General features: G+C 32.5%; 15 protein-coding genes. 10 read left to right on the top strand and 5 right to left on the bottom strand.

Going from position 1 to position 13,022, the window contains the following annotated elements; translation table 11 throughout:
* Positions 1-65: 65 nt before the first annotated feature.
* A complete protein-coding gene (locus RBB48_RS21800) occupies positions 66-1,766 on the bottom strand; it encodes a pyruvate oxidase (protein ID WP_088063317.1) in 1,701 nt (566 codons plus the stop codon).
* 82 nt (positions 1,767-1,848) lie between these two features.
* Positions 1,849-2,586, bottom strand: coding sequence for a ZIP family metal transporter (locus RBB48_RS21805; RefSeq protein WP_147788051.1), 738 nt, complete (start codon positions 2,584-2,586; stop codon positions 1,849-1,851).
* A 135-nt stretch (positions 2,587-2,721) separates the two neighbouring features.
* Between RBB48_RS21805 and RBB48_RS21810 the strand changes: the two genes are divergently transcribed.
* The 4 genes from RBB48_RS21810 to RBB48_RS21825 all read left to right on the top strand — a co-directional run bounded on the left by RBB48_RS21810 (position 2,722) and on the right by RBB48_RS21825 (position 6,068).
* On the top strand, positions 2,722-3,510 hold the full coding sequence (locus tag RBB48_RS21810) for a class I SAM-dependent DNA methyltransferase (protein WP_088063319.1): 789 nt from the start codon (positions 2,722-2,724) through the stop codon (positions 3,508-3,510).
* Positions 3,511-3,558: 48 nt separating this feature from the next.
* Positions 3,559-4,221 (top strand): immunity protein Imm33 domain-containing protein, encoded by a 663-nt coding sequence (locus RBB48_RS21815; protein ID WP_088063320.1) that lies wholly within the window; start codon positions 3,559-3,561, stop codon positions 4,219-4,221.
* A gap of 28 nt (positions 4,222-4,249) precedes the next feature.
* A complete protein-coding gene (locus RBB48_RS21820) occupies positions 4,250-5,065 on the top strand; it encodes an Imm26 family immunity protein (RefSeq protein ID WP_306008061.1) in 816 nt (271 codons plus the stop codon).
* Between the two features lie 136 nt (positions 5,066-5,201).
* Positions 5,202-6,068 (top strand): MBL fold metallo-hydrolase, encoded by an 867-nt coding sequence (locus tag RBB48_RS21825; protein ID WP_088063323.1) that lies wholly within the window; start codon positions 5,202-5,204, stop codon positions 6,066-6,068.
* Between the two features lie 163 nt (positions 6,069-6,231).
* Here RBB48_RS21825 and RBB48_RS21830 read toward each other — a convergent pair whose 3' ends face one another.
* Positions 6,232-7,173, bottom strand: coding sequence for a nucleoside hydrolase (locus RBB48_RS21830; protein WP_142291728.1), 942 nt, complete (start codon positions 7,171-7,173; stop codon positions 6,232-6,234).
* A gap of 33 nt (positions 7,174-7,206) precedes the next feature.
* On the bottom strand, positions 7,207-7,809 hold the full coding sequence (locus RBB48_RS21835) for a DUF2441 domain-containing protein (RefSeq protein ID WP_088609707.1): 603 nt from the start codon (positions 7,807-7,809) through the stop codon (positions 7,207-7,209).
* 212 nt (positions 7,810-8,021) lie between these two features.
* Between RBB48_RS21835 and RBB48_RS21840 the strand changes: the two genes are divergently transcribed.
* From RBB48_RS21840 to RBB48_RS21865, 6 genes are all read left to right on the top strand, one after another.
* Positions 8,022-8,507, top strand: coding sequence for a DUF2798 domain-containing protein (locus RBB48_RS21840; RefSeq protein ID WP_088063326.1), 486 nt, complete (start codon positions 8,022-8,024; stop codon positions 8,505-8,507).
* Between the two features lie 181 nt (positions 8,508-8,688).
* Positions 8,689-9,114 carry a DMT family transporter gene (locus tag RBB48_RS21845; RefSeq protein ID WP_060488717.1) on the top strand — a complete coding sequence of 142 codons (426 nt, stop codon included), beginning with the start codon at positions 8,689-8,691 and terminating at the stop codon, positions 9,112-9,114.
* Between the two features lie 19 nt (positions 9,115-9,133).
* Positions 9,134-9,826 carry a Crp/Fnr family transcriptional regulator gene (locus RBB48_RS21850; protein WP_142291729.1) on the top strand — a complete coding sequence of 231 codons (693 nt, stop codon included), beginning with the start codon at positions 9,134-9,136 and terminating at the stop codon, positions 9,824-9,826.
* Positions 9,827-9,845: 19 nt separating this feature from the next.
* Positions 9,846-10,316, top strand: a complete 471-nt coding sequence (locus tag RBB48_RS21855) for a DMT family transporter (RefSeq protein WP_088063425.1) — start codon at positions 9,846-9,848, stop codon at positions 10,314-10,316.
* 585 nt (positions 10,317-10,901) lie between these two features.
* The gene (locus RBB48_RS21860) at positions 10,902-11,309 is read left to right on the top strand and encodes a GNAT family N-acetyltransferase (protein WP_088063328.1); all 408 of its coding nucleotides are present in this window, start codon (positions 10,902-10,904) and stop codon (positions 11,307-11,309) included.
* A 269-nt stretch (positions 11,310-11,578) separates the two neighbouring features.
* Entirely contained in the window at positions 11,579-12,181 is a 603-nt protein-coding gene (locus RBB48_RS21865) for an MBL fold metallo-hydrolase (RefSeq protein WP_252196041.1), read from the top strand.
* Positions 12,182-12,305: 124 nt separating this feature from the next.
* Here the strand turns inward: RBB48_RS21865 and RBB48_RS21870 are convergent, their stop codons facing one another.
* Positions 12,306-12,929, bottom strand: a complete 624-nt coding sequence (locus tag RBB48_RS21870) for a TetR/AcrR family transcriptional regulator (RefSeq protein ID WP_088063330.1) — start codon at positions 12,927-12,929, stop codon at positions 12,306-12,308.
* Between the last annotated feature and the right edge of the window lie 93 nt (positions 12,930-13,022).

Consider the following 13,022-nt stretch of genomic DNA (forward strand, 5'->3'; position numbering starts at 1 on the left):
CATATGCTAAATACCTATTTCTTGGTTCTAAATAAAACAAATCGTTTTCAGCTATCTTTTTTTGTTTAAAGTGGTGGTAAATCAATCTTACCTTCTTCAAATAATTCTTTTATCATATGCTTCGTATAACCAGCGGCTTGACCAAAGGTGATTTTTGCTGGCATTGGTGCTTCATTTACATCTACAACTACATCAATAATACACGGACTATTTTGTTTTACCGCACTTTCGAAAGCAGGAAGTAGTTCATCTAAATTCTCAACACGGTATCCAATACCTCCGCACGCCTCTGCGTATTTTGCAAAATCAGGGTTTGTTAAGTCTGTACCAAATTCGATATTCCCCATAACTTCTTGTTCGAATTTAATCATGGCGATTTTATTATTGTTTAAAACGACGACAACGATTGGTAGTTTATATTTAACAGCTGTTACGAAATCGTTCATTGTCATTCCAAAACCACCGTCACCACAAACCGCAAATACTTGTTTATCCGGGAAAGCAATTTTTCCAGCAAGTGCACCAGGTAAACCGCAGCCAAGTGTTGCGAGCCAGCTAGAAATAATAAATTGCTGATTTGTCATACGAAAGTGCCTTGCTGTCCATACTGTTACATTTCCGACATCGACTGATAATATTGCATCATCATGAGCTACTTGTTGCAGTGCATGCATAACGCGTTGTGGTTTAATTGGAGTAGAAGAATCTTCTTCTTGATTGTGTAATTTTTCTTCCCACTTTTTCATCATTTCTTGATGATGCTCTAAGAAGGAATGGTCCTCGTGTTTTTCTACATTTTCAATTAACCATTTTAATGTTTTATCAGCATCACCAGCTAAGCCAATATCTGTTACGTAACGTTTTCCGATTTGGGCAGGATCAGTATCGATATGAATTGTTTTTGCTTTTTCGGGCAAGAAACCTGTGAACGGATAGGATGTACCAATCATAATTAAAGTATCCGCATGTTTCATTGCTTCATAAGATGGTTTCGTTCCAATTAATCCTAATCCACCGATACAAAGTGGATGTTCATCAGGAATAATTCCTTTAGCTGGTAATGTAAGTACGATTGGAGCACCGATGTGTTCTGCGAAAGTAAGTAAAGAGTCTCTCGCATGTTTCGCACCTTTTCCAGCTAAAATTACAGGCTTTTTCGCTTCATTTATTGCGAGTTTTGCAGCATGTAAATCTTCTTCTTGCGGAAATAATTCAGGTAATGTAAAAGAAGTATTTGTAACACGAGCACCACTTTTTACTTCGAATTTCGGAACATCATCTGGAATCGTAAGAACAGATACACCTTTTTTCGTATAAGCCATTCGAATCGCTTGATTCACGACAGCAGGCAACTGTTCTGCTGACATAATGCGCTGGTTATATACCGCAACATCATCGAATAATCTTTCTAAGTTTACTTCTTGGAAAAAATCCGTCCCGAGTAAATCTGTTTCTACTTGACCTGAAATTGCTAGAACAGGGGCTTTATCGAGTTTAGCATCATATAAACCATTTAATAAATGAATAGCACCGGGCCCTGCGATTGCCATACAAACGCCGAGTTTCCCTGTTAATTTCGCATAGGCAGCTGCTGCAAGTGCACCAGCTTCTTCATGGCGCACTTGAATAAATTTGATTTTATCTTGTTTTTTTCGTAAAGCTTCAATTATAGAATTGATGGAATCTCCAGGCATTCCGTATATATGTTCTACTCCCCAGTCAATTAAAAGGTCAACTAGAGCTTCACCCGCTGTTTTCCCAAACATAATTTTTCCTCCTTATAATTAGGTAGATACTATTATGTTTTGGAGAAAAAGGAAAAATATACAAATGATTATATTATTATCTTTAATGATGACCAGCGAATAGTGTAAATACTGTTATTAGTAAAAATCCACTAGTTGCCCATGTTAAAAATGTCAGGAAAGAGAGCTGTCTCTTTGCTTTCCAAAGCATTTCATGAATTGTAACATAGCCAAGGGAACCGATAGCACTTCCCATAATGAGCCCTTGTAGATGAAGAGCTTTTCCTTCCATCAAAATACCAAAAACAGTACCGGTACCGAGAATAAGTGAAAGTAATAAAGTTGTTAGTAAAAATGAAATATATTTATGCTTTGTAAAGAGAAAGGGGATAATTAAAGCTAATCCTTCAGGAATATGGTGAACAACGATTGCTATTAAAAAAGGAACTGCAGATTCAGCATGATTAATAAAAGCTGTACCTAAAGCAAATCCACTTGGCAAATTATGAATAAATATAGCAAAAGAAAGAAAAAGGAAAGTTTGCCACGCTTGTTGATCTTTTTTATGTATCATTGGATGGTGACAATAGTTATCTAATAAGCTCATAACTAAAATACCGATAGCTATACCAAGTATAGGCCCAATTATTTCATAGCTTGCAAATGTTTCAGGAATAATTTCAAGGGATAAAAGGCCAAGCAAAATTCCGCCACATAATGCATATAAACGATGCATTTTTTCTTCAATTAGTTGGCGCGTAGCAATGCCGACAGCACCGCCTAATAGTAATCCACCAAATGAAAAAAACGTAACAATCATTGGAATCCATAATCGTTCCATCGTATCACACTCCGATTCTTCCACTTATTTTTAGCTTACGAAAAGGAAAGTTAGATTAGTCCAAGTAATTATGTTTGATTATAGAGAAAAAACTAATAATTCGTTATAATTTATATATTAAACTTAAGTGGAAATATGAGATGGGGAATACGTTTGCAAACAAAATGGAGTCTATCTGAATACGAAAATCCAAAACGATATGATATAGAAAATAAAAGTCTGTCAGATTTTCCGTTCTTACTATCATGGGCACAAAAACTAAATATACAAAATGAATGGATTCTAGATATTGCCTGCGGAACAGGAAGGGTTACAATTCCATTTATAGAAAACGGATATCAAATGATTGGTGTAGATATACATGAAGGTATGCTTGCTGAAGCAAAGAGAAAATCTATGGATTGTAAAAAAGTAAAATGGTTACAACAAGACTGTTTACAATTAAAGATTGAAGAAACAATTCTGTTAGCATTTATGGTTGGTCATGGATTTCAACACTTTCTTACGAATACAGATCAAAATAAGTTATTAACATCTATTCATCATGTGTTAGCTGATAATGGTATATTTATATTCGATACACGTTTTCCTTCAAAAGAAGAATTAATACAACCATCTACAGAAGAATATTGGACAACTATTAGTGATGAAAAGGAAAGAAAATGCGATCTATATACTGAAATGACATACGATTCAATTCAGCAAATACAGCATTACATAACAACAAGAAGATTTTATGAGGGTGATATGCAAGTAGAAGAACTGAAAACAACGATTGATCTTCGCTATACGTATCCACAGGAGTTAGAAAGATTATTAGTAGTGAATGGTTTTGAATTATTACATATATATAATGATTGGGAAGGAAATGAGTTAGGGGAAGACTGCTATTCTATGGTAGTAGTTTGCCGGAAGAAAAAATAGTGTTATTTTTAAAATATGAGTGTGAAAAGCTTTTAAGGAGAGAAAAAGATGACTTGGTACTTAGATAATGTTTATGAAATAAATAAAGAAGCGCCCTATACATTCTATCTTCCTAGCTCAGAAGTTTTGGAGAAATTAAAGGTTGGAGATTTGGTAAAGTTAATTTTTGTAACTAAAATCGAAGACGAAGATGGGTTTCATGGTGAACGAATGTGGGTGGAAATCACTGAAAGAAATGAGAAAAAGTTTGTAGGGGAACTGATCAATGAGCCATATCGTTTAGATTTAAAAATAGGTGATAAAATTTCATTTGGAATTGAAAATATATGTGATACGGAATATAATGATCCAGCTTCAAAAGATTGGGATTTTTATTTTGATACGAAGGTAATTGTTAGTGATGATGTACTTGAAAAAAGAGAATTTAACTTTATGCTTAAAGAGGGTTCAAGAGAAGAAGGTGACTCTGGTTGGTCAATATTAAGTGGCTATGAAAGTGATGACTATGTCAATAATCCTAAAAACTTTCAAATTATTCCAATTGGAGTCGTTTTGAATATGGATGATTCTATTTTAAACTTTCTTGAGGAACCACCTTTATGTGCATATGAAAGAAATGATGAAGGTAGATTCTATAAAATTGAAGACTATGATTGGGATGTATATTTAAATGGAAAGGAGAAGGTACTACGTGTTAAAGAAAATCAGTAATTATTATTTTTGAGTGGGTGAATTATACATGATTGTCTCATTAGGTAAAATAGATATTTTTCTTCCAGATGCTACAACCTCATATTTTTTTATTACGGAGGACTTGGCAGAGATATTAAAAGTTGAAACAAACTATGATGCATTAAAACAGTTTCGTAAAATACTTAGAAATGAAATAGAAAAAGATTTATACAAGCGTATTGATTTTAGTCAAGATTCTAGTAAGGTAGTAATTCGTACAACGAATGCATTTACTATACTTAAGATTGCTGTAATTATTAATGGATTAATAAATGAAACGATTTCAGAAGTAGAAATTACAGAAGCAGGACACAAACTCCTTTCTCACAAACGTCCTAAAAAGCAAAAGTGGAAAGCGGGAGACATATTTTTACTAAATCTTAGAGATGATACATATGTATTTGGGCAGGTATTACGGAAGTCATATGGTAGTCCGGTTTGTGGATTATTTAATTTGAATACTGAGACTATCCCAGCTGTAGAAAAGATTTCAAATCATCCTTTTATCTCTATACTAACATTGCTTTCAAGTTCATTAGACAAGGGTGATTGGAAGGTAGTAGGGAATATAGATATTAGGATTAATATAGACGAAATTCCTTGGCAACATAGCGGACTTGGTGTTGCTGGCTCGATGAGTTATAGTGATGGTACTCTTCTTGAGTTAGCAAATGCATATTATGGACTTATACCTTGGAATGTATATTATAAAGAAGATTATTTTGATGAAATTTTATTATCTCCATTCAAACGTCCTAACATTGCAAAAATGTTATCACCAATAGAAAGAGAACATTATAGAAACGAAAAAAATTGGAACTAAAACGATAATCTATTCTGTCCTTTGATAATTATCCCGTTTTTCGCTGGATAAAGATTTCAATAACACTAGCTATAATCTATCAAGTGGCATACATATATTTGTTTAAACTGATTATTAATAAATGGAGGAGCTAATTATGCAGCAAATTAAAAAAATAGGAAACTCATTTTGGTATATGACACCTGTTTCTGAAACAGATAGACCTATATTAGGAATGGTCGTTGGACAAGAAAAAACTTTAATGATTGATGCAGGGAATTCAGAAGAACATGCACAATTATTTTTAGAAATGCTAAAAGAACAGAATGTATCAAGTCCTGATTTCGTAGCATTAACGCATTGGCACTGGGATCATATTTTTGGGTTGCCTGTACTACAAGATGCATTAACTATTGCGCATGCAGAAACGAAGAAAGAAATGCAGCCACTAGTATCTTATGAATGGACAGATGAAGCGTTGGACGCACGCGTAAAAGATGGTACTGAAATTGCATTTTGTGCAGATTGTATTAAAAAAGAGTTTGAAGAAAAAGCGAGAAATATTAAAATTATTCCTCCGACCTTAACGTTCCAGGATCAAATTGAATTAGACCTTGGTGAAGTGACATGCGTGTTAAAACATGTCGGCGGAGATCATGCACATGATTCAGTTGTTATTTACGTGAAAGAAGAAAAGATTTTATTTTTAGGAGACTGTATATATGCAGATATCTTCTCTTCAAAGTGGAACTATTCGATGAAACGAACGTTTAAATTAATAGAAGAGTTGGAGGCATTTGATGCTGAAACTTATATTCTTTCTCATGGGACAGCTATAAGTCAGGATGAGTTTTTACAAGAAATGCATTTGTTAAAAACAGTAGGAACTTATACAGAAATTCATAAAGGCGATGAAGAAAACATAAAGACAGCGTATAAACGAGACGTAAATAGAGAATTAAATGAAGATGAATTAGAAACAATTACGTTTTTTGTAAATGGTTATGAAATGAATAATCAGTAAGACACTACACTAATCAAATATAATTAAACTGCATAAAAAGAGTATTGAAAGTTAATTCAATACTCTTTTCAATAGTTAAATATGTAGTTTCAAACAAATTCTAAATATGGGGTTTATCGTCTAAAATAATGCCATTCTATTTATTTTTCATATAGATAGTGGTTCAAGTGGAAGCTTTCTTCGCTAATTCAGTTATATAGTTAAAAAATCCATTGTGGTTTACATCATATACTACATTTACAGGTCGTCCGTCAACAGTTTCCACTGTACGCCCCTGGCTAGGTCCATATGTATGAATAATACTATTAATTGTTTGTAATTTTGCAAGGTCAGATTTCCCGATAAAGGCAGCAGTCAATACATCCCACAAATAGTAAGTAGAGTTAGTTGAGAAATGAACGAGGGGAGGAACCATTGCATAGCATTGACCAAGAAAATCAACACCAATATATTTACGCTCTTTTGCCCAACTTTCACGTATGTCTATAGTTAATGGAACTTGGTTTGTACTTTCTAGCGTTACTAAGTCGATTTTAATTTTTGATTCCCACACACGAGCTACTGCTTCAGGATCCCAAAACGAATTCCACTCAGCTGTTCCATCATGTTCTGGTTCATGTACATTGCCGGCAGTACGAAATGTTCCTCCCATCCAAACAAGGCGCTCAATTTTCCCCTCGATTACAGGTGCTTCATATAGTGCACGCGCTAAATCGGTAAGAGGCCCTGTAAATAATAAAGTTGTTTTCTCTTCAGTTTGTAGTAGGGTTTCAATTAAATGATGATGTGCAGGTTTTTCTGCTACGGGTGTTACAACTTTTCCAGACTCATTTAAAATGGGTAAAGCATCTACATAAAATGCATGCATCCGCCACTCTTTTGGAAATGGATTTTTTGCACGGGAATTTGATGCGGCTACTTCAATATTTCCTTTGCCGAAGCGATCAATAATTTTGCTACTCGCAGACATTGCTGGTTCTAAATAGCAATCTGCAGGGATAACTGAAACACCTGTAAGTTTGACATTATCCATCTGGAGTAATAAAAATAATGAAATTAAATCATCTACACCACCATCATGATTGAAGTACACTTTTTTCATCATTATAATCTCCATCCTATATGATTTAGTTAGGAATTAAATATGAATTGCGGAAAAATCATCAATAATTTCCACCACTTCAATTTTTCCATTGATCAGTAACTCAGGAAGTTCATTACTAACGTTTCCTTTCCAATACTCTCTTGCTTGTTCAATTTTTTGAGAGAAAGGAATACCATCTTCTTTCGGTAAAAGATTTCCGTCACCTTCAAAACAATTTCCAATTACTCGTAGTTTAACAATCTGCAAAACTTCTCGATTGTAAGAATCAAATAATGCTTTCCATTTTAAAGTATCTTCATAGCTCTTTGCAGCATATAAACAAGATAATCTTGAAGGGTATTCAGGGAATTCTTGTAGTCTTACCATTTCTACAATCGTTTCTCTAACGGCTCTAATTGTTTGATTCATATAATTCATAACTACTTTAGCATTTTCATTATTTATATGTAATTCTTCATTTGTATAATGTTCTTTTAAAATTTGCATGGGATCTTCACCGTTAGAATTCAAATGTTCCCTTTCAAAAAAGAAATGAAAGAGGGTATTCGTTTGATTTTTATCGAAATGAATGATTTGTCCAATATTCATTTTTTCCCTTGTAACGATGTGGTATACGTAAAATTCTATGTCATTCATGGTTATCCTCCTAGTAGTAATGTATTTCAATGTTAAATTTAGTAATTCAACATTGAAATATATAAAACCTTTATAAGTAAGAGTGAGAATTTGATCAGAAAGTATAGTGAATATATGATAACGCTTTAAATTTGTTCACAAAATGTTCACTTACGAAGAGGTTTCCATAATCGATATAATGACAAAGACTTAAACAGAAAGGATGATAGAAATTGCCAACAACAAGAAAGGAAAACCTCCAATTTGGTATGATGATGTGCCTTGGGATGGTTATTGTAATGACGTTTTATAATTTATTACTGAATGGAGCAGGAGGGCCAATTCATATTAAGGAGATCGCATTAGAACTAATAATTGGATTCATTATTGCATTATTAATTGAAATATGTATCGTTGGACCTTGTACGAAAAAACTTGTATTCATGTTACCGTTTGATAAATCGAAGAAAATAAATATTATAGTTGCGATGGCGACAGCTATGGTAATTGGAATGGTTTTCTTTATGTCTTTTTACGGAATGGCTATGATGTATTTACATGGTGGACTACAAGGAGACTCATTTGTATCGATGTATTTTTCAATTTTCATTAAAAATTTCATTTTGGCGTATCCATTACAATTAATTATTATGGGGCCACTTGTGCGTTTCTTATTTGGAAAGTTTGTTATGAAGAATAAACCTGTTAATATAGCGTAGTTATAAATATTAAAATATTATATAACGATAAAACAATAAAAAACACATCTCAAATATTTTGAGTTGTGTTTTTTATTGTTCATTTGTAGCTATTTTCATATTGATGTGACATTTGTCCTTTTGCCTTTATAGGATTATAGCTTTTAATTAAGTCAGAAATAGAAGATTAGGAGATGATTTTTTGAAAGGCGTTGTATTTGCTATTTTAGCTGGCGTATTTATTACACTTCAAGGTACATTTAATGCAAAACTTAGTTCACATATCGGTATATGGTCGACAAGTATTATTACGCATTTAATTGGATTCATTATTGCAACAACAATATTTTTGTTAAAGAAAGAAGAGAAAATAGCGGATTTAAAGGATGTGAAAAAAATATATTTAGTAGCTGGTGCACTTGGCGGATTAATTATTTGTGCAGAAACAGTAGCGATACATGCAATGGGAGTTACATTAACAGCTGGAACACTTATGGTTGCTCAATTATTAACAGCAACTCTAATTGAAATGAAGGGATTATTTCAAATAAAAAAGATACAGATGGAGAGATATCATATTGTGGGAACAATAGTAATGATTATAGGTATTGTTGTATTTAATATGTAAATGAAAGGAGGAAATGAAAATGGAGAATAGATCAGATTTAATTATCCATTATTTGAAAACTAATAAAATGCTTGAAATTTTTTCAGAGATAGATACAGCTTATTTTCAAGTAAATCATTTTGAAAAAGGCGAGCTTATTTGCAATATAGATGACGCAATGGATCGTTTATATTTTGTTGTTAAAGGTAAAGTAAAAGTTTATACGATTACACCAGAGGGAAAGAAACTGATCCTTCGTTTTATCAATCCATTGGCGGTTGTTGGCGATATTGAATTAATACAAAATAGCAAAGCGCATAATGTCGTTGAAGCTTGTTCAGATGTTATAGCCATCTCTATTTCTCATGCTGTAATTAGAAATAAGTTATTACATGATCCTATATTTATGAACTTCTTGCTTGAAAACATTGCAAACACATTAAAAATATCGACTCGTTTTACAGCACTTAATTTACTTTATCCAGTAGAAGTACGTGTAGCTAGTTATTTACTTTCTATTTCTACTGATAGTAACGGGAATATGTATAAAAAAGATTTGGATGCAACTTCGATATCAAGTATTGCGGATTTTATAGGAGTAAGTAATCGGCACGTAATTCGGGTGTTACAAAAATTTTATAAAGAAAAATTAATTGAAAAGAGAAATGGAGTTATTGTAATTAAAGACTTTTTTAAAATGAAGGAAGTTGCTAAAGATAATATTTATGAGTAATGAAAGGGAGAGGAAGATTTTGATTGGATTTACTTTAGCTATATTAGCAGGAATATTAATTAGCTTACAATCTGTTTTTAATACGAAAGTGAATGAAAATGTAGGGCAGTGGTTAACAACTACATGTGTTCTTGGAATAGGTCTTATAAGTTCAGTGCTATTTTATATCATTACAGAGAAAAGTATAAGCGTTAATTTTTACACTACAAATTATTTGTTTTATGTAAGTGGGTTGTTTGGTATCGGATTAATTATTTGTATAATGGGTGCAATAAAGAGTTTAGGTCCAGCGTATACGGTGCTCATTAGTCTCATAACTCAATTAGTAGTTGCGTTATGCATTGATACATTTGGATTATTTGGAATGGAGAGCATTCCATTACAAATAAATAAATTAGTTGGTATAGGTCTATTAATTATAGGGATAGGAATTTTTAAAAATCTTTTTTCAAATAAGAAATCTATTAAAATAACTGAGGGTGAGATTTAAAGAATATAAAGGAAAGGTGTTAATGATCTGATTAAATATTTATGTAGTAGAGAATGCCTTACTTATATGCCCTGTTTGTAAAGGTTTTATATCTATTCAATAAAAAACATGAGTTAGCAATTAGCATAGTTGAAAAGAAGACATCGATATGTCGAGGTCTTCTTTATTTATATTGTTTTGAGGTTATATGAACTTAAGTATTGGAGTATAAGAAGTGGCTTTAGGCAAGAAGAATATGACCAAAAATAAAATATTACTAAACATATATAACTAACGCATGCAATGTCTTTTTCAGTTATTATGTTGTAAATAATTTTATGTTAAAATCTTTTACATAATGAAATAAAGGGGTAGTATTCTATGGGTTATTTCTCAAATAGTTTATTAGTTTTGTTTGTTCTTATCGTCTGCAGTTGTATGATTTTTGGTTGATAAAATAATGATAGATTTATATAAAAGAAGTTAACTGATGTGAGGTTAACTTCTTTTTATTTTATGTTGAGAAGGAGTTATTTTGTTCTTATGGAAGTTTGTTAAAGGTAATTTTATGAAATACAAACAAACGATAGGATAAGGAGTATTTACATGAATAATAGTATAAATTACACAATTGAACACCCAACAGATTTCAATGGATTATTAGCGTTATATGAATCTTTAGGATGGAATTCTCTTAAATTAACGCTCAATGAATTGGAACAAATGTGTAAACAAAGTTGGTATGCAATTTATGCTTTTGATGATAAGAAATTAGTAGGGATGGGGCGTATTATATCAGATGGTGTAATAACAGGCGTTATTTGTGGTATATGTGTATTGCAAGATTATCAGTCCATTGGTATTGGAAAAGAAATCGTAGAACGATTAATCCAGCACTGTGAACTAAATAAGGTTATTCCTCAACTTATGTGTGTGGAAAAATTGCAATCTTATTATGAATCTAAAGGGTTTGAGGTATTCTCTATTGGGATGACAAAACCTAATAAAAGATAGTGTGGCTTTATATTTCCGATGTACTTGTGCATATTTTCAAACTTCATCATAAAGGAGACTGACTATATGGAGATTGCTAAAGGGGTAGAAATGTTACAACTTGAGTTTCAAGAATTTATCCCGCTTTAATGGGCAGTAAGACCCCCACCTCAAAATTCAACGAAAGCAAAGAATTTAGGTGGGGGATCAACTGCCCATAAAAGTCCGATTGGTTCAACTAATAATCAGTTGGGGATGAAGAAAACCCCCACTGATTAAAGTTTCACTTTATTATTCACCCAATTCTTTTATGGGATGATGAAATGGCAGTGTTAATAGATACTGGTTTACCTGGACAATTTGAAGATATACAAATAGAGATGGAGAGAGTTGGAGTATCTTTTGATAAGCTAAAAGTTGTGATTTTGACACATCAGGATATAGATCATATAGGTAGCCTTCCTGATTTATTGGAGAATGGTGTAAGTGATATTAAAGTTTATGCGCACGAGCTAGATAAACCTTATATTGAAGGAGAGTTTCCTTTACTGAAGGATGAACAAGTAAAGAATCCACCAAAAGGAAAAGTGAGTGATATTGTGATTGATGGGCAAGAACTTCCGTATTGCGGTGGGATACTAATTCTACATACCCCAGGACACACTCCAGGTCATATTAGTTTATATTTGAAACAAAGTAAAACCCTTATTGCAGGAGACTCGATGTATAGTGTGAATGGACAGTTAGGAGGAATTCACGTCCCAACAACTTTAAATGTTAAGGAAGCACAGCAGTCTTTGAAGAGGTATTCAAATCTTGATATTGAATCGGTAGTTTGTTACCATGGGGGATTAAGTAAGGAGAATATAAAGATTCAAATTCAAAATTTGTAAAAGTTGAAGAGGAATTTTTTGTTAAACTGAGCTGAAGTATAATCTAATTAATAGTAAATAAATAAAAGAGCATGTTTGAAAAAAATTCGAACATGCTCTTTTATTCAAGAAAATCTATTTAATATTAATGACCTAACCCGTTCCAATAAAAAGAAACGATTTCTTTTGCTAAGTTATCTATATTTGAAGGAATATCATTATGGCTCTCATCCTTAAAATTTCCCATTGATAATAAAGAAACGAAAGCGTAAGCAGCAAATGTAGCATTTCCTTTTGGGATTTCTCCAATTTGCATTGCGTTATCGAGTGCTTTTTCTAATACTTCATACATGTTGTCTTCAGCGTCTTTTAATTCTTTCAATTGTTCTTCAGATAATGATAGTTTTGCATCTTTCATAAAATTCTTCATATCAATATCCATCGTTGCGTGTAAGTAGACTTTAGCGAAGTCCAATAATCTTTCTTTTAAAGTCTTATTTGTAGAAAGGATTTGAGACATATTCTCGCGTATACGTATCATCATTTGAATCATAGTAGCGGTAAATAAATCTGCTTTTGTTGAATAGTAATAGTAGACGGTTGCTTTCGTAACACCACAAACTTTTGCAACTTCATCCATGGAAACGACTTGATAATTTTGAGTAAGAAATAGCCGAGTTGCAACTTCCAAAATGGTTTCTTTTGTAGACTTTGTATTTTTATTTTGACGAGGCCTTCCGAGAGGACGTTGTTTTTGTTCCAAATCCATTCGCTCCTGACATGTATTGTTGAGATAATTATAACACAAAGTTTTATTCATTCTTGATTAATTAACCGACCAGTATATATAATTAATGTTAGA

The sequence above is a fragment of the Bacillus sp. MMSF_3353 genome, assembly GCF_030733445.1.
GTDB lineage: Bacteria > Bacillota > Bacilli > Bacillales > Bacillaceae_G > Bacillus_A > Bacillus_A wiedmannii.

Coding starts and splice junctions, on each gene's coding strand:
- RBB48_RS21800 (WP_088063317.1), bottom strand. CDS start 1,766: ATGTTTGGGAAAACAGCGGGTGAAGCTCTAGTTGACCTTTTAATTGAC.
- RBB48_RS21805 (WP_147788051.1), bottom strand. CDS start 2,586: ATGGAACGATTATGGATTCCAATGATTGTTACGTTTTTTTCATTTGGT.
- RBB48_RS21810 (WP_088063319.1), top strand. CDS start 2,722: ATGAGATGGGGAATACGTTTGCAAACAAAATGGAGTCTATCTGAATAC.
- RBB48_RS21815 (WP_088063320.1), top strand. CDS start 3,559: ATGACTTGGTACTTAGATAATGTTTATGAAATAAATAAAGAAGCGCCC.
- RBB48_RS21820 (WP_306008061.1), top strand. CDS start 4,250: ATGATTGTCTCATTAGGTAAAATAGATATTTTTCTTCCAGATGCTACA.
- RBB48_RS21825 (WP_088063323.1), top strand. CDS start 5,202: ATGCAGCAAATTAAAAAAATAGGAAACTCATTTTGGTATATGACACCT.
- RBB48_RS21830 (WP_142291728.1), bottom strand. CDS start 7,173: ATGATGAAAAAAGTGTACTTCAATCATGATGGTGGTGTAGATGATTTA.
- RBB48_RS21835 (WP_088609707.1), bottom strand. CDS start 7,809: ATGAATGACATAGAATTTTACGTATACCACATCGTTACAAGGGAAAAA.
- RBB48_RS21850 (WP_142291729.1), top strand. CDS start 9,134: ATGGAGAATAGATCAGATTTAATTATCCATTATTTGAAAACTAATAAA.
- RBB48_RS21860 (WP_088063328.1), top strand. CDS start 10,902: ATGAATAATAGTATAAATTACACAATTGAACACCCAACAGATTTCAAT.
- RBB48_RS21870 (WP_088063330.1), bottom strand. CDS start 12,929: ATGGATTTGGAACAAAAACAACGTCCTCTCGGAAGGCCTCGTCAAAAT.